The sequence below is a fragment of the Ruminiclostridium cellobioparum subsp. termitidis CT1112 genome (genome assembly GCF_000350485.1).
Classification (GTDB): Bacteria; Bacillota; Clostridia; order Acetivibrionales; family DSM-1351; genus Ruminiclostridium; species Ruminiclostridium termitidis.
Genome location: NZ_AORV01000017.1, coordinates 62526 through 79838, shown reverse-complemented (window position 1 = coordinate 79838; position 17313 = coordinate 62526). Strand labels below are relative to the sequence as shown.

Annotated in this window: 14 protein-coding genes; all 14 read left to right on the top strand. The window is 40.9% G+C overall.

What is annotated here, in order from left to right; genetic code table 11:
• Positions 1-24: 24 nt before the first annotated feature.
• The 14 genes from CTER_RS03490 (at position 25) to CTER_RS03425 (ending at position 17178) form a co-directional block, all read left to right on the top strand.
• Positions 25-705, top strand: coding sequence for a hypothetical protein (locus tag CTER_RS03490; RefSeq protein WP_040760199.1), 681 nt, complete (start codon positions 25-27; stop codon positions 703-705).
• A gap of 31 nt (positions 706-736) precedes the next feature.
• Complete coding sequence (locus CTER_RS03485; protein ID WP_040760197.1) at positions 737-1717, top strand: biotin--[acetyl-CoA-carboxylase] ligase; 981 nt, start codon at positions 737-739, stop codon at positions 1715-1717.
• Between the two features lie 222 nt (positions 1718-1939).
• Positions 1940-2425 (top strand): hypothetical protein, encoded by a 486-nt coding sequence (locus tag CTER_RS03480; RefSeq protein ID WP_004623761.1) that lies wholly within the window; start codon positions 1940-1942, stop codon positions 2423-2425.
• Between the two features lie 107 nt (positions 2426-2532).
• Positions 2533-3303: a type III pantothenate kinase gene (locus CTER_RS03475; RefSeq protein ID WP_004623709.1), complete on the top strand. Its 771-nt coding sequence runs from the start codon at positions 2533-2535 to the stop codon at positions 3301-3303.
• 419 nt (positions 3304-3722) lie between these two features.
• Positions 3723-4655 (top strand): L-lactate dehydrogenase, encoded by a 933-nt coding sequence (locus CTER_RS03470; RefSeq protein WP_004623704.1) that lies wholly within the window; start codon positions 3723-3725, stop codon positions 4653-4655.
• Positions 4656-4850: 195 nt separating this feature from the next.
• Entirely contained in the window at positions 4851-6026 is a 1176-nt protein-coding gene (locus tag CTER_RS03465) for an NAD(P)-dependent malic enzyme (RefSeq protein WP_004623754.1), read from the top strand.
• Positions 6027-6309: 283 nt separating this feature from the next.
• Positions 6310-7902 carry a response regulator gene (locus CTER_RS03460; protein WP_004623774.1) on the top strand — a complete coding sequence of 531 codons (1593 nt, stop codon included), beginning with the start codon at positions 6310-6312 and terminating at the stop codon, positions 7900-7902.
• 8 nt (positions 7903-7910) lie between these two features.
• On the top strand, positions 7911-9761 hold the full coding sequence (locus CTER_RS03455; protein ID WP_004623703.1) for a cache domain-containing sensor histidine kinase: 1851 nt from the start codon (positions 7911-7913) through the stop codon (positions 9759-9761).
• Positions 9762-9927: 166 nt separating this feature from the next.
• Positions 9928-11355 (top strand): ABC transporter substrate-binding protein, encoded by a 1428-nt coding sequence (locus CTER_RS03450; protein ID WP_004623690.1) that lies wholly within the window; start codon positions 9928-9930, stop codon positions 11353-11355.
• A 69-nt stretch (positions 11356-11424) separates the two neighbouring features.
• Positions 11425-12372: a carbohydrate ABC transporter permease gene (locus CTER_RS03445; RefSeq protein ID WP_004623706.1), complete on the top strand. Its 948-nt coding sequence runs from the start codon at positions 11425-11427 to the stop codon at positions 12370-12372.
• Positions 12369-13202 (top strand): carbohydrate ABC transporter permease, encoded by an 834-nt coding sequence (locus tag CTER_RS03440; protein WP_004623765.1) that lies wholly within the window; start codon positions 12369-12371, stop codon positions 13200-13202. Before CTER_RS03445 ends, CTER_RS03440 begins: the two co-directional genes overlap by 4 nt.
• Before the next feature lie 49 nt (positions 13203-13251).
• Positions 13252-15105 carry a glycoside hydrolase family 127 protein gene (locus CTER_RS03435; protein WP_004623733.1) on the top strand — a complete coding sequence of 618 codons (1854 nt, stop codon included), beginning with the start codon at positions 13252-13254 and terminating at the stop codon, positions 15103-15105.
• Positions 15106-15175: 70 nt separating this feature from the next.
• Positions 15176-16231 carry a sialidase family protein gene (locus tag CTER_RS26755; RefSeq protein ID WP_004623711.1) on the top strand — a complete coding sequence of 352 codons (1056 nt, stop codon included), beginning with the start codon at positions 15176-15178 and terminating at the stop codon, positions 16229-16231.
• Positions 16232-16416: 185 nt separating this feature from the next.
• Positions 16417-17178, top strand: a complete 762-nt coding sequence (locus CTER_RS03425; RefSeq protein WP_004623727.1) for an IclR family transcriptional regulator — start codon at positions 16417-16419, stop codon at positions 17176-17178.
• Positions 17179-17313 lie beyond the last annotated feature (135 nt).

The window sequence follows — 17313 nt, the reverse complement described above, 5'->3', positions numbered from 1 at the left end:
GAGGCGGATTCATGGGGTGTGTTAATGGTAGAGGTCTATTATTATGTCAAAACGGAAAATGTGTCGAATATATTGGAGTGCGGATTAAAACTGTCTGCTTGCCATAACAGGGAAGTTTTAATAGGCCCGGAGAAGGTAAGGTGCTTCTCGGGTCTGTTAAATCCCAAAGACAATCTGGATTTATACAGATCCTCTGATTTTACATGTCTGAAAATACAGGTGAAAAGCGAGAAATGTTTTGTAGCAGACAGATTTCTATTTGAAAATGCGTCGGATACTGATTATAATATGGATTTGTATTACAAATCGATCATACCTGTAAAAAAATATATTTTCGGGACTTACAGGCTGCCGGAATGTCTGATAACTACCACAATTCTCCCCGGAGAGGCGGCAGTGCTTGATAAAAGAATGGATTCGCCGGTTATTTATTCAAATTCGGAAGAACTATATATAAACAATATTTTGCAGGAATTGAGGGAACAGCTTGCAGAATCTGATGATTTTCTACTGTATTACTTCTTTGATAAACTTGCAGAAGGAAACTATCTGGAAAAACTGGAGAATCCTCAGAATAGAACAGCGGTGTTCAGAACTCCGGCAGGGAAAACATATTGTATAAAAAGACCCCGGCAGGATCAATTCCCTGAGTTGGACCGACTTAATGAACGGTGTGAGGCGGATCAAATAATTAATATAACATGATTTATTGTTATAAGGGATGGTGACCAGCAATTTGAAAAATCTTATTTTACATAGGCTTAAGGAAAAGCGGGAATACGTGTCGGGTGAGGAACTCAGCAACAGTCTGGGGGTTTCGCGTACCGCAGTATGGAAGCATATAAATGAACTGAGAAAAGAAGGCTATAATATAGAGTCTTCTTCAAGAAAAGGATACAGACTTATAGAGTTGCCGGACATACTTGATGAAAGAGAACTCTATGTCCCTGAAGGACAGCATATCGGAAGAGAACTTATACATTTTGATGAAATAGATTCTACCAATAACCATGCAAAAAAAATTGCTAATGACGGCTGTCCTCACGGGACAGTGGTGGTTGCCGAAAGGCAGACCTTGGGAAGAGGCCGCGTCGGGAGACTCTGGCAGTCTGACAACAACCAGGGACTGTGGTTTTCAATTGTCCTCAGACCAGATCTGGAGCCCGAGCAGGTTCAGATAATCACTCTTGCGGCATCTGTTGCCGTTGTTGAGGGAATATTCCGTGATCTGGGAATAAATTGCGGAATCAAATGGCCCAATGATATAATATTGGGGAACAGCAAGCTGTGCGGAATACTTACCGAGCTGAGTGCCGAGCCGGGACATGTAAATTATGTAGTGGTCGGGATCGGCATTAATGTAAATCAGAGTTTCAGCGAATTCGATGCTGATATTCAGGACAAGGCCACCTCTCTGCAGATACACGCAGGCAAAAAAATCTCCAGAGTAAAGCTGCTTGCGGGCATATTGACCTGCTTTGAAGAAATGTATAATAAAGTGCTTGAGAAAAATACAAAAGATATTATTGACAGATGGAATAAATACTCGGTTACCCTAGACAGGGAAGTGAAGATTGTAAGCAGGGATATGGAATACATTGCCACTGCACAATCCGTTGCTCCGGATGGAAAACTTGTTGTAAAATGTAAGGATGGCACTGTAAGGGAGATTTCGGCGGGAGAGGTTCAGGTCAGAGGTCTGCTGGGATATGTATAAAAAATTAAGCCGTCTATCGAGAGTACACTGCACAACGCTTTACTGCACGTCTTTGCCTTGTCGCAAGCCAAGTACGACGACAAAGAAAAGTGGCAAAATAGCCGGCGTGAGGCGTGTTGTACATTGTCAATAGAGGGTATATGTGCTATGATAACAAAGGCTGGATTATATTTTAAAATTGATTATATTTAGCTGAACAGAAAGCTTAGGAGGAATAAAAAAGTGGTTAAAAAGAATGATTACCCAAGAAAAAACTTTTCAAAGGATGGAGTTCAAACAGGTGCGCCTGCCAATCAAAATTCACAGCAGAAATCCTTTCAAAAGGATTCAGATGTATCTCACAAAGACAACCATAATGTAAGAAACAACAGGCCTCCAAGAGACAGAGACAATCAGCAGAGGGAAAATAATAACCAAAGGGATTTTAACCAGCAAAGGGATACACAGAGAAGAGAAAACCGGGACAATCAGGTCAGGGAAAACTCTTCACGGGAAAACGGACAAAACCAGCACAAGGAAAATTATCAGAGAAATTTTCATAGGGACAATCAAAAGGAAAACAGGGAAAATGTTAGACAGCATTTCCAGAGACCTATTAAGCCGCGCGCTGAAGAGACAGTGGCGGATATTTCAGCGGATATAGTCAGAATAGAAAAAGAAATTGACCTGGAATTAAAGGAAATTCGCACTATGAGACTTGGAGTATAATATTTTTATATTTCTCGTAGCCTGCAAAATCTAAAACGTGTATTGTCCGGCAATACATAAATTGAATTTAGCTGTTACGGATTACTGGTTAAGAATGGTGGAGGAATATGATTCTAGTAGTAGATGTTGGAAATACGCATATTGTGCTTGGTGTTTACGGGAACGCGGAGCTTCTGGCCAGTTGGCGGCTGAAAACCGACAAGGAGAGGACCGCGGATGAATTGGGGATGTTTATGCTCAATTTATTTGGACATGCCGGTTTAAAAGCCGGTGAAATCGAAGCGGTTATCATAGCATCAGTTGTTCCGCCCATAATGTATACTTTGGAGCATTCAATCAAAAAGTATTTCAAGCTGGAACCCATGATCATCGGCCCGGGTACCAAAACTGGTATAAACATCAGGTGTCAGAATCCGAAGGAAGTGGGAACAGACAGGATAGTAAACGCTGTTGCAGCCTTTGAAATATATGGCGGACCGCTTATAATAGTAGATATGGGAACCGCTACCACTTTTTGCGCCATATCGGGCAGGGGGGAATATCTGGGCGGTGTTATCTGTCCCGGAGTCAAGATCAGTCTGGAGGCGCTGTTCCAAAAGGCGGCCAAGCTCCCAAGGATAGATCTGGTAAAACCGGAAGGTGTCATTGGCAAAAACACCGTATCCAGTATGCAGTCGGGAATATTTTACGGATATATCGGACAGGTTGAATATATAGTTAAGCGGATGAAACAGGAAATGCAGGAAGATAATATAAAGGTAATAGCTACCGGGGGCCTGGCAAGATTTTTCTCCGAGGAATCCAGGACAATTGACCACGTAAATCCGACACTGACACTGGAAGGGCTCAGAATAGTATACGAAAGAAATCGAAATTGATTAACATATTGTACCATCGCTTCCATATTAACTTCACTAACTTCAATCGATGGATGCACACAGAGGTGCTTACATGAAATAAACAGGTTCAGCAAATATTTTACCTGCAAATTTCAGTAAGCACTTTTATTGTAAGCGCTATTTTTTTAACAAAGTTATAAATATTCACCTTGTTAAATTTTGCTCAATCATCCGCAAATCTGCATTGTATGTATACATCTGGGCCAAAAAGAAAACATTGTATACAAGTTAAATGGAAATGCATAAAAACTTGAGATTAAGCTACAATATGAAATGTAATCTCGGAATTCAGCGATTTTTGCTAAGAAAATAATAGAATATCATGTTATTTATGTTTGTAAGTTAATACAAGTTGTGATACGCTTATAACAATTGCGAAAAAAATGGAGGGAATTTGTATGGGATATAAAGTAGCTATAATTGGCGCAGGATTCGTTGGAGCTTCAGCAGCTTATGCGATGTCTATTAACAATTTGGTATCTGAGTTGGTTTTAATCGATGTAAACAGGGAAAAGGCTTACGGAGAAGCTCTTGACATTAGCCACGGCTTATCATTCGCAGGTCATATGAATGTTTATTCAGGTGATTATGCCGATGTTAAGGATTGTGATGTAATCGTTGTAACTGCGGGTGCTGCAAGAAAACCGGGCGAAACACGTTTGGACCTTGCAAAGAAAAACACTGCAATAATGAAGAGTATTGTCACTGAGCTTATGAAATACTACAACAAGGGTGTAATAGTAAGTGTATCAAACCCTGTTGACGTATTGGCATATATGACACAGAAGTGGTCAGGCTTGCCTGCAAGCAAGGTTATCGGTTCAGGTACTGTTCTTGACAGTGCAAGATTCAGAACACATATCAGCCAGGCGTTGAATGTGGATATTGCCAACGTTCATGGCTATATCATGGGTGAGCACGGAGATTCACAGCTTCCTGTATGGAGCCAGACTCATATTGCAGGAACACAATTTGACGACTATGTAAAGGCTAACGGCTTAAACATAAATAAGGACGAGTTGTTTAGTGAAGTAAAGGCAGCCGGCGCTACAATCATCAAAAACAAGGGAGCAACTTACTACGGTATAGCTCTTTCGATCAACAGAATAGTTGAATCAATACTGAAGGATTTCAACACAATAATGCCTGTTGGTACTGTTCTTGACGGACAATACGGTGTTAAGGATGTATTGTTGAACGTTCCCACAATAGTTGGCGGCAGCGGAGCTGAAAAGGTTCTTGAATTAAACATCACAGATGCTGAATTACAACTTTTGAGAGATTCGGCTGAAAAGGTAAGAGAAGTTATCAATGAAGTAAAAGATATTTAATTTTGTAAAAAATTAGGATAAGCTTAGTTTTTTATGGTTAAATTTAAAAAAGAGGTTGTGAAAGATTTCACAATAGTGTAGAATAGATAAGGGACAAATAACAGTAAAATCCGGCGGCTGCTGGGAATTATTGGTTGTTTGTTCCTTATGGCAATAAGAAAAAATCGATTAAATTAACGTTTGGAGGATTATCAAATGGGAACTATTTATGAAGATTCACTTAAGGCGCACGAAGAATGGGCAGGCAAAATAGAAGTAGTATGCAAAGCTCCCTTAAAGGACAAGAGAGATCTTTCATTAGCTTATTCACCTGGAGTAGCTCAACCATGCCTTGAAATACAGAAGGACGTTGAGAACTCATACAAATACACAAGAAGACACAACATGGTAGCAGTTATCACCGACGGTACGGCTGTTCTTGGTTTGGGTGATATCGGTCCGGAAGCAGGTATGCCTGTAATGGAAGGTAAATGCTGTCTTTTCAAAACTTTCGGAGATGTTGATGCATTCCCGCTTTGTATCAAATCAAAGGATGTTGATACAATAGTTGAAACTGTCAAGTTGCTCTCCGGTAGCTTCGGCGGTGTAAATCTGGAAGATATAGCTGCTCCGAGATGCTTTGAAATAGAAGAAAGATTGAAGAAGGAAACAGATATTCCAATATTCCACGATGACCAGCACGGTACTGCAATAGTTACAGCAGCAGGTCTTATCAATGCATTAAAGGTTGTTGGAAAGAAAATGGAAGACATTTCAATAGTTGTTAACGGTGCAGGCGCGGCTGCCATAGCTATAACAAAGCTTCTCTTCTCAATGGGCCTCAGAAAAGTTGTTCTCTGCGATACCAAGGGTGTTATATATGAAGGCAGAGACAACCTCAATCCAATCAAGGCTGAGATGGCAAAGATCACCAACCTTGAAGGCAAGAGAGGTTTATTAAAGGATGTTATGGTAGGAGCTGATGTATTCATCGGAGTTTCAGCTGCTAACCAGGTTACAAAGGAAATGGTCAAGTCAATGGCAAAGGATCCGATCATATTTGCACAGGCTAACCCGACTCCTGAAATCATGCCTGAGGAAGCTCTTGAAGCTGGTGCTGCTGTTGTTGGAACAGGCCGTTCAGACTATCCCAACCAGGTTAACAACGTTCTTGCATTCCCTGGTATCTTCAGAGGTACTTTTGATGTAGGAGCACGTGAAATAAATGACGAAATGAAGATAGCTGCAGCATACGCAATAGCCAGCCTTGTTAGTGATGCTGAAAGAAATGCTGAGTATGTTATTCCTGCTCCTTTCGATCCGAGAGTATCAAAAACAGTTGCAGAAGCAGTTGCAGAAGCAGCCAGAAAGACCGGAGTTGCAAGAAGGTAATCTTTCTAAGAAGTTATTGATTTTAGAACAATATCGTTTAAACAAGCTGACAATGTTTCCATAACATGGTCAGCTTGTTTTTTTGTAGTTACCTCTAAATATAAAGAAAATGGACCATTCTATAAAAATCATACCCCAAATAAAGAAATAAAATAGGTATAATATATTATGTATATTACCAGCTGCATTAGATATAAAAATGCTTAACCTCCTGTATCCGCCTGAACAGGGGGATACAATTCATATACGTTTAGCAGCCGTTGCATGGCTCGGGGAGGTTAATGTGTACAAACTTTTGGTTGTTGATGATGAACCCAAGCATCGCAGATGCCTGGCTCAGATGATAGAGGATTTAAGACCTGAGTACAAGGTATATGAGGCTAAAAATGGAAAAGAGGCTCTGGAGCTTATTGATTCCGAAAGGATGGACGTGGTCATTACTGATATACGCATGCCCATAATGGATGGAATTTCTTTCATGGAAGCAATTAATCTGAGTATGAAAGGTACAAAGGTAATAATTCTTAGCGGGTTTGCCTACTTTGAATATGCTCAAAAAGCTTTGTCTCTTGGAGCATTCGATTATGTGCTGAAGCCTGTAAATCAGAAAAAGATATTAGAGATACTTATTAAAGTAGAAGATGCCATAGAAAAGGAAATAAAAGAACAGCAGCATAAAATTCAGATTGAAAAACAGCTTAATACGGCTTTCCCGGCATATATTGACCAACTTTTCAACGGATTGGTCAATGGATACCTGAATGCGGATGGCATTAAGGAAATCGAGACAATATTCCCATACAGGGGAAAAGGATTTGTCATTGCTACCGAATTGGTACGGTTAAACGATATACTGAAAGACTATAACAGTGATGAAATATATGAAATGAAGCTGAATGTAAAGCAATGGATCAAAGAAACTCTTAATACTGCGGGGCATACTATTTCTTTTTTTCTGGAAAGCAATAGAAATATTATGATCACAATCCTAAATACCAATACCATTTGTGGGACAGTTACAAGGGAGGATCCATATATGCTCAACTCGTTTGTAAATAATCTAAAGGCCAGTTACCGACTGGACGCCTTTATAGGAATAGGCTCCATATATGAGGATATATTCAACTCCATAAGACAATCTTTTGACGAAGCACTTCTAGCCCTTAATTATAAGTTTTATGAAGATAAAAAGAGAGTTTTACTGTTTGAGCACTACAAGGATTATTCCAAGTGGGACCATGCCAAGGTGAACGAATTAACGGGCAAAGTCAGGGAGGCGCTGCTGATTTCCGATTTCCAGAAAGCATCCGAACTTATATATATATTGTGTGAGAGTGCCAATGGGATCATGCCTCCCCAACAGCTTAAAGAATTGATAGGGGATTTGGTTATTGATTTTATAAAACAATTTCAGAACCAGATATATGCCGAACAGAAAGTAAAACTCATTTCAGATACAAGGAGAAGTTTTGCCCAAGCTGAGAATCCCGGTGAACTCAAGCAGGCGGCAGACCATATCTTTACTTGTTTAAAAGGCTTGAAGGCCAGTAAGAATGATAAGATAATAAAGGCCTGTGAGAAATACGTCCATGAAAATTATATGAAGGATATTTCTCTGGAAACTATTGCAGAAAGGTTTTTCTTCAACCCAAGCTATTTTAGCAGCTACTTTAAAAATAATGCAGGTATGAATTTTTCGGACTATCTCCAGAAAATCCGCATGGAAAAGGCAGGGGAACTGCTTCGGAAGCATAACCTGAGAGTGTATGAAGTAGCTGAAAAAGTCGGCTATCAAAACGTTAAATATTTCAACAAGGTATTCAAAAAAGAATATGGAGTATCACCTGATGAATACAGACGAAGCAATAATATCTAGGAGGGGTTATGCCGGCCTTTAAAAAAATAATTACCCGATTTGCTGATCTTAAACTGAGGACAAAGCTCCTTGTCTCATTTGGACTGATTATTGTTATTCCTGTCTCCGTGCTTGGGGTGCTGTATTTCAACAACAGCTCCGAAGTAATTTCAGAGCTTGCACGTAAGAATGCACTGGAAATCGTAAAAAAAAATAACCGGATTATTGATACCAAGCTTTCAAAAATTGAAGAGACCTCTCTTTCTCTGGTCAATGATTATGATCTGTTTAAAATTTTCAATGAAGTCCAGGATGTAGAAAATATGAATATTATAAACATGGACAGACAGGTTTCAAAAGTGATATCCAAATATTTTGCATCCTCGCCCGATATTAAATCTACGGTGCTGGCAACCAGTTACTATACCTTTGGGAATAATGATGTCTATATCTCAAGTGACAATTATAAAAAATCACAAATATATATGGATGCCATAAAAGCAAAAGGCAGTATGATATGGGAGCCAACCTATGACTTTACCCTGATGTACAACAATCCTGAACTTAGATTAAGCTCTGATATAAAGTATATATTTTCGGCAGTACGGGTTATAAACAGCTATTATCTTGACAGCTTCATATTCAATGTTCTTGATAGCAGCATTGAACGTCCTACATTGATTATTAATTTCAGTGAGACCGTTCTCAGTGATGTTTACAATAACAGTGTACCTATTAAAGGTACAAAATATTTGATTGTTACCCGGGCGGGTCATGTGGTTTCAAGCAGCGACAAGGGTGAACTTACGGAGGTGGTCGAAACTCCCTGGCTTAAGCGGGCAGTCGAGAAAGGCAGCGGATCATATACATTCACTGTTGATAATAAAAAGTACATTGCATGTTTTGATACCTCAGGGACAACCAGGTGGATCTCAGCTGCGGTCATTCCGTATGAAGAACTTATGAGCGGTGTTACGCCTGCCATTAAGACATATACACTATTGATTACCTGCATATGTTTCATTATTTCAATACCCTTCATATATCTCCTGTCAGGCCTGATTTTCAGTCCCATCAAAAAACTGCTGGCAGCAATGAAGAAAATGGGAGAGGGAAACTTTGAGACAAAAATACCTGTTACAAGAAAAGATGAACTTGGGTTTTTCGTTGAAAAATTCAATCAATTAAATGATAAAATACGACTGCTGATAGAAGAAAACTATGAAGTTAAGCTTCGGGAAAAAGAAACCGAAATCATGGCATTAAATCTTCAAATGGACCCCCACTTTTTATATAACACGCTGAACCTGATTAACTGGATGGCAATAGAAGCCAAACAGGAAAAGATAAGCAGCATTATTATGGAATTGTGTAATATGCTTGTTTATACATTAAGGCACAAAGGAGACATCTCAACATTTAAGGATGATTTTGAATGGCTTAAGGGATACCTTCATATTATCTCATGCAGATTTGATGATAAATTCCAGGTCCAAACAGACATTGATCCCGAGCTTGATTTAATTGACGTACCCAAATTATTTTTGCAGCCTTTTGTTGAAAATGCCATTATACATGGTTTTGAATATGTAGAGGAGGACTGCAGAATACGGATTGTGGGGAGAAAGGAAAATAACGAAGCCGTATTTTATATTGAGGATAACGGTACAGGCATGAGTGAAGAAAGGATAGAGGAGGTTATGAATCTGGAGACAAGTTCAATAGGTGTAAAAAATGTTGATAAGAGAATACGTCTTTTATACGGAGGGAAATATGGTGTAAAAATAAAGTCTCAATTGGGAAAGGGCACTATAGTAGAAATCCGTATACCAATTAACAGCCAAAATGAGCAACTCAATAAGGGACATCTTAATAAATGAGCATTCTTAATTATAATTATATGGAATTTTCAAAAAAAATTAGACTCTAAAAAATGAAAATTGTCTACCAATATAAAATATTTATAATTTTGTTTTGTGATTTTTTATTTATACTTAAATTATGGCTGCAGCTGCCGCAACAAACTAAATTTTAGGAGGAAGTAATATGAAAAAGGCTTTCAGATTGATATCGGCAATTTTGATGATTTTCATTGTATTCAATGTTTTATTGACCGGTTGTGGTAATAATGCTTCATCAATGGATGACAAGGCTGCAGCAAGTGAAACGGCACAGGCTGCTGCAAGTTCACCCGAAAAAGCACAGAATTCTGAACCTGTAAAACTTAAATTTACTTACTGGGCTAGTCCCGATGAGAAAAAAATTTATGATGCAGCAGCAAAAAAGTATGCAGACAGCACAAACGGCCGTGTGACAATTGATTCCCAATGCATCCCATCCGATTACGATACCAAGCTTACTGCAATGATTGCCGGAAATAATGCACCAGACGTTGCAATGATGGAGTCGGCAACAATTACTTTTCCGCTTGCAGAACAAGGAAAGCTGATGAATCTTAAACAATTTACAGACAAGGATTCTTCAGTTAATTTTGATACTCTGGTTCCTAATATTACATATTGGTCGGATAAGGATAATCTCATTGGCATAGCACCGGGTCCTGAAATGTTTTTATTATATTACAACAAGGATATGTTCCAGGCAGCAGGTGTAGAACCCCCTCCCTCTAAATACTCTGATGCATGGACATGGGATGAGTTTGTTGAGATAGCAAAGAAGCTTACAATAGATCAGAGTGGTAAAAATGCGACACAGGAAGGGTTCGATCCTAAGAAAATAAAGCAGTACGGAGTCAACGGTTTTACAGGCTGGTGGGGAGCATGGGGTAATTTCATATATGGGAATGGAGGAGATTTTGTAACCAAGGACGGAAAATTTGGATTGAGTCAGCCTGAGGCAACAGAAGCGCTCCAAAAAATAGCCGACCTGGTGAATGTGTATCATGTTCATCCTGGCCCCGTTCAGTTAAAATCCATGCCCGGATCAGATCAGGCACTTCTTACCAAAAAAGTTGCAATGGTATTGGACGGACAATGGAGTAACTTATCAATTGCAATGGCAAAGGTTAACTATGGTGTTGGTGTATTGCCCAAGTTAAAGGAAAATACGACAACTATGGTCGTATGTGGAATGTTCTCTGTATTTAAATCGACAAAGTATCCTGATGAATCATGGGCGTTAATAAAGGCACTTATTGATCCTGAAAGCACAATGGAATTAAATAAGGGCGGTGCATGGATGCCATCTTTGAAGAGTTACTATACTGAGCCCGAACTAATTGACAAATGGGCTACGGGAACGGCACGTCCTGAGGGATACAAGGATGCAGCAATAGACATGATGCTGAATCACAGTATTACAGGGCCGACATTCTACGTGAAAAACTATAACAAGATTATGGATATTGCCAATCCTGCGCTGGATAAGGTATGGCTGGGACAGCAGAGTGCGGCTGATGCCATGAAAGCTATTGAAGAAAAAGCGCAGGCTCAGGTACAGGGCAGAAGAGACTAGTATTGTTCAATAATTAAAAGGGGCGGGACAAAAGTCCTGCCCTTTTATATAATCGAAAGGGGTATGGCTATGAGCGGATTATCCGGAGATGTTATATCAGGTAAACAAACCATACGCAATAAAAAAGTCAAAAGCAATGAGCAGTTTTTCGGGATATTATTTGCTCTTCCGGCAATACTGGGTTTCCTGATTTTTGTTTTGGGTCCCATGATTGCAAGTTTGATTTACAGTTTTACAGATTATTCATTATTTAATAAACCCACATTTATAGGGTTGCAAAATTATAAAGATTTTTTTTCGGGAACTGATCCTTTTTTTTACAAATCATTATTGGTAACATTTTATTATGTATTATTAAATGTTCCGGCAACAATAATATTTTCATTTTTTATAGCTCTTTTGCTTAACAATGAAATAAAAGGAAGACCATTATTCAGGGCTATATTTTATTTGCCCTCAATTGTACCGGCTGTTGCTTCAGCTATGATTTGGATGTGGCTGCTCAATCCGGATTTGGGATTGGTTAATAATATTCTGTCAGCCCTGCACCTGCCCACCAGCCAGTGGCTTTTTGCAGAGAAGTCGGTAATACCCTCTGTAGTATTGACCGGGTTGTGGACCACGGGCGGTACAATGGTAATATTTCTTGCAGGCTTGAGCGGAATTCCTACTGTATATTATGAAGCTGTGGAGATTGATGGAGGAAACAGCTTTCATAAATTCTTCAATGTTACACTCCCAATGGTTTCGCCTACGATATTTTTTAACACCATCATGGCAATTATCAGCTCCTTCCAGGTGTTTACGCAGGCATACATACTGACCCAGGGCGGACCTAACAATGCCAGCTTGTTTTACGTATTTCTGCTCTGGCGCGAAGGGTTTAAGAATACCAGGATGGGTTACGCATCAGCGCTGGCATGGATATTGTTCATAATAATTCTCCTGCTTACAATGCTTACATTCCGATCCTCCAATTCCTTAGTCTATTATGAAGGGGAGAGAAAAAATTCATGAAAAAAACAAATACATTTAAGAAAGCGCTTATCTATATAATCATAGGATTGCTCTCAATCACTTTCATTCTGCCTTTTATTTGGATGCTCAGAAGCTCCCTGATGGAATTGCAGCAGATTTTTATCATGCCGCCCCAGTGGATTCCCAATCCTGTAAAACTGGAAAATTATATACATGCGTTGACCATTGTTCCCTTCGCATTATATTTTAAAAATACAATGATTATTTTAATATTGGGAATGGTGGGTACCTTGATTACCAGTACCCTAAGTGCATACAGCTTTGCGCGCCTGAGGTGGAAGGGAAGAGATTTCTGGTTTAAGGTAATATTGACCAGTATGATGCTTCCGGGGGCTGTGACGCTGATACCCCAGTTTCTTGGCTGGAATGCGCTGGGAATGGTGGGCAGCTTTGTCCCCCTGATTGTTCCGGCATTTTTTGGGGGAGGCGCCTTCAATATATTTCTCCTGCGGCAGTTCTACATGAGTATCCCGCTGGAATTGGATGAAGCGGCTATTGTGGATGGGGCTTCCTTTTTTAGGATTTATACCAGTATCATACTGCCTCTGAGCAGATCGGCAATTATTGTAATAGCCATTTTTTCCTTTATGTTTTACTGGAATGACTTCATGGGGCCGCTTATATATCTTACAGATGAATCAAAATACACATTGGCAATCGGTCTCCAAATGTTCCAGGGCGCCTATAACACCAGATGGGAGGAGCTGATGGCAGCCTCCACCTCAATTATCCTTCCCTGTGTTTTAATTTTCATAATAGGTCAGAAGTACTTTTTGGAAGGTATTACAATGTCGGGGCTGAAAGGATAGGAGGCTTTTGTGCAGCAAGGGCCAATTAAGTCAAGGGGAGGAATAGTAAATGAACGAACAGCCGAATGAACCAATGAATAATAAAATGAATAATAAAAGGAATGAACAGCATGGAAACTTGAAGGTTTTGACAGGAGTATCTTTTAACAGGATTCATATCGAGGACGGTTTTTGGTCACCCAGGCTTCAGATAAGTAAGGATGTAACCATAAAAGCGTGCCTGGATATGTGTGAGAAAACCGGACGCATATCGAACTTTGACAAGGCGGCGGGAAGGATGGACGGTGAGTTCTCAGGAATATATTTCAACGACTCCGATGTTTATAAAGTCCTGGAGGGAGCAGCTTACTCACTTATGCATAATCCCGATCACGAGTTGGAAAGCTATGCCGATGAAATTATAGATAAAATTGCTGCCGCCCAGCAGGACGACGGGTATCTGAACACTTATTTTACACTGGTTGCCCCGGATAAGAGGTGGACGGATATGGAAAGACATGAGGATTATTGCGCCGGACATTTGATTGAAGCGGCTGTTGCATATTATAAGGCCACTGGAAAAAGAAAGTTTTTAGATGTGGCTTGCAGGCTTTCCGACCATATGTATAATGTTTTTATTGAGGGCAAAAGGCATTGGGTGGTAGGGCATCAGGAGCCGGAACTGGCACTGGTTAAACTGTATCATGTGTCCGGTGATGAGCGGTATTTGCAGCTGGCCTGGTGGTTCCTTGAGGAGAGAGGCCGCGGATACGGTGTAGGTGAAGGTATATGGGGCAAGACGGAATGGGGGCCGAAATACTGTCAGGATGACAAACCGGTCGGCGAGATGTCGGATATTGGAGGACATGCTGTAAGGGCTGTCTATATGTATACCGGAATGGCAGATGTTGCGGCGGTCACGGGAGATAGAAGATATATTGAGGCTCTGGACAGACTGTGGTCCAGCACGGTGAATAGAAATATGTATATCACCGGAGGCATTGGTTCATCAAAAGAAAATGAAGGGTTTACAGAAGACTATGATTTGCCTAATGATTCAGCCTATTGTGAAACCTGTGCTTCAGTAGGAATGGTATATTGGAACCACAGGATGAACCTTTTGCACAGGAAGGGCATATATGCCGATGTTCTGGAAAGATCCATGTACAATGGAGCGCTGGCCGGGGTATCGTTGGATGGGAAAAAATTCTTTTATGTCAATCCCCTTATGGTCAAGGGGGAGCATAACCGTCAGGAATGGTATGATTGTTCCTGCTGCCCCACTCAAATTTCGAGATTTATTCCATCCATAGGAAACTATGTCTATGCAGCAGATGATAACAGCATATATACAAATCTTTACATATCGGGAACAGCGGACATTGCCCTTGGAAATGGCCGTGTAAAACTTACCCAGAATACACGGTATCCATGGGAGGGTTCTGTAAATATTACAGTGGAACCGCTGGATATTACCGGTTTTGGCATGAAGCTGCGTTTTCCGGGCTGGTGCAGGAGTTGCTCGGTAAAGATCAATAATACTATTGTACATGATATTAAATTCCGGAATGGCTACATATCCCTGGAAAGGGAATGGGCATCAGGAGATTCGGTCACCCTTGAATTTGATATGCCGGTAGAGATGGTACATGCCGATCCAAGAGTAAAGGCAAATCAAGGGAGAACGGCCATACAGAGAGGGCCCCTGGTATACTGCTTTGAAGAGCTGGATAATTCAAAGGGGCTGGATGACATAGTGCTGGGTTCTGATGTGAAATTTTTTACAGAGTACAGGCCCGGTTTTCTGGGCGGTGTCGTTGTAATACATGTGCAATGCGGAGAAAAGACCTATACGGCGGTTCCCTATTATGCATGGAATAACAGGGGACCGGGAGGAATGCAGGTCTGGATGAAGGAAGCCTGACGCCGGGCCGGAGTGGCCGGGATGTTTTGGGAAAGACTGCGAGAGAGTCAGGTGACGGGAGGAATAATAAATGCTGACATCAGATATTGAAAAAATACTGCCGCGGACCAATTGGCGGGAAAACCTTGTAACTTCGTACTCAAAGCCGTACACCATTTGGGATACCGATACAACCAACCTTGCCAGCAAGCAGGGAGCCGAATACGGCAGGCTTTTGCCTCTGGCTGATGGAAGCTGGCTATCGGTTTATTCCACCTATTCGGAAAATGGAATCCTGCAAATAGCCAGGAGTAATGATAACTGCCGGACCTGGGCGGTTATTTCCACCCTTTCGGAGGAAGGACGCGACCTTGAAAACGGGCAGATGCTCCAGTTACCCAATGGAGATATCCTGCTGGCAGACCGTTCGGTAATATGGTTCCGGTCATACAGGCTGGATGTGTTTAAAAGCACCGATCTGGGACAGAGCTGGACAAAAATCAGTACAATAGACTCGGCAGAAGGAGTGGCAGGTACACTTGGAAATCCCGACAAAGGGTTGTATGAACCGCATATGGGCTTTCTGGATGATGGGAGGATTGCAGTATTCTATGCCAATGAAAAGCATGTTACCGGCAGTCCTGCATACTCACAGATCGTTTCTGAAAGGATTTCCTCCGATGGCGGACATACATGGGGAGAGGAAATCTGGGTTGCCTGGGACGGCAATACTCCTGATTTACGTCCGGGGATGCCGGTTTTTACAAGAATGGGTGACGGAAGGTATATTGTGGTATTTGAGATAGTAGGGCTGGGCAATGCGGATATTCATTACAAAATATCGGACGATGGTGTTTCGTGGAGTGAGGGGAACGGTACATATATACCGGAACAGAGAGGAGCGCCGTATGTACTGAAGCTTGAGGACAATACCCTTGTGGTTTCATCCAGTGAAGGAAAGCTTTCCTTCAGTTATGATAATGGTTCATCCTGGCACATAAACAGCCTGTCTCCCTGGAACCGTAACATAAAGGCCTGGACCAGCCTTTACCAGATCACTGCAGACGAAATTGCCTGTGTGGCCGACGTGGATATGGGGGACGGAGAAAACAGCGTCCAGGTGAAATTTGGCATTATTGCCGGATGATTTCAACCCCTGATATATTAATAGCCGGTATTTGAGGAAGTATTGGGTAAGTTTTTGAGCCGTTCCGGTTTTTTGGAGCGGTTTATTTTTATTTTTTCCTTATTGCATTAGAAAAAGAGGTATGATACAATTAATTCATAGAAATAAAGAACGTCGTTCTATATTATAGAACTAGGGGGCGCGCAATGGTATACGATACTGGTGAAGTTAAGATCAAAAGTTTGAGCAAAGCAATCGAGGTTTTAAACTGCTTTGTCAAGAAGCCTAATCTGGGTGTTACCGAGATCAGTGAAATGCTTGGCCTTTATAAAAGCAATGTTCATAATATATTGGATACATACAAGCAAATGGGATATATAGAGCAGGATGAGGAAACAGGAAAATACAGTCTGGGTATCGGTATTTTTAACCTGAGCAGGGCTCTGGGGGATACTTTTGCGATTACCAAAATAGCCCAGCCCTACATGCAGGAACTGGCCAACATTACAAACGAGAACGTTTACCTCGCAGTTCCCCACCGGGGAGAGGTGCTTTATCTCGAGGCTACCTACCCTGCGCAGGCAACTCATTTGATGCGTTCTCTTTTCGGTGAACGGGCCGGAATGTACTGCACGGGAATCGGCAAGGCAATGCTTGCCAACATGTCAGAGGAATTTATCTCAAGCTATCTGGAACAGGATTTCGTGCCCTTTACCGGGAATACCATAGTGGATAAAAAGATTCTGAAGGAAGAACTGCAGGTCACAAAAGTCAGAGGTTATGCAATAGATAACATGGAACATGAATTTGGTGTCAAGTGTGTGGCATTGCCCATATTCGACTCCAAGCACCAGGTGGTTGCCGCCATGAGTGTAAGCGGAGCTTCCTTGAAATTCACAGAGAGCTTCATACAGGAAGTAGCTGAGCTTACAAAGAGATATATTCAAAAAATAGAAATAAGGATTTGATCAATTAAAAAATAGAATATTTCGCTTTAAATCCAGAAGGGCTAAAACTTAGGTATATTTATCTAAGTTTTCCTTAACAACACAATTGAGAACAGAGTTCTACAATGTGGAACAAAATGAATAATTGGTATATAT

Bases quoted from the DNA above. Each gene is read 5' to 3' on its own strand.
- CTER_RS03470 (WP_004623704.1), top strand. From the start codon at position 3,723: ATGGGATATAAAGTAGCTATAATTGGCGCAGGATTCGTTGGAGCTTCA.
- CTER_RS03435 (WP_004623733.1), top strand. From the start codon at position 13,252: ATGAACGAACAGCCGAATGAACCAATGAATAATAAAATGAATAATAAA.
- CTER_RS03475 (WP_004623709.1), top strand. From the start codon at position 2,533: ATGATTCTAGTAGTAGATGTTGGAAATACGCATATTGTGCTTGGTGTT.
- CTER_RS03445 (WP_004623706.1), top strand. From the start codon at position 11,425: ATGAGCGGATTATCCGGAGATGTTATATCAGGTAAACAAACCATACGC.
- CTER_RS03440 (WP_004623765.1), top strand. From the start codon at position 12,369: ATGAAAAAAACAAATACATTTAAGAAAGCGCTTATCTATATAATCATA.
- CTER_RS03455 (WP_004623703.1), top strand. From the start codon at position 7,911: ATGCCGGCCTTTAAAAAAATAATTACCCGATTTGCTGATCTTAAACTG.
- CTER_RS03490 (WP_040760199.1), top strand. From the start codon at position 25: ATGGTAGAGGTCTATTATTATGTCAAAACGGAAAATGTGTCGAATATA.
- CTER_RS03465 (WP_004623754.1), top strand. From the start codon at position 4,851: ATGGGAACTATTTATGAAGATTCACTTAAGGCGCACGAAGAATGGGCA.
- CTER_RS03425 (WP_004623727.1), top strand. From the start codon at position 16,417: ATGGTATACGATACTGGTGAAGTTAAGATCAAAAGTTTGAGCAAAGCA.
- CTER_RS26755 (WP_004623711.1), top strand. From the start codon at position 15,176: ATGCTGACATCAGATATTGAAAAAATACTGCCGCGGACCAATTGGCGG.
- CTER_RS03450 (WP_004623690.1), top strand. From the start codon at position 9,928: ATGAAAAAGGCTTTCAGATTGATATCGGCAATTTTGATGATTTTCATT.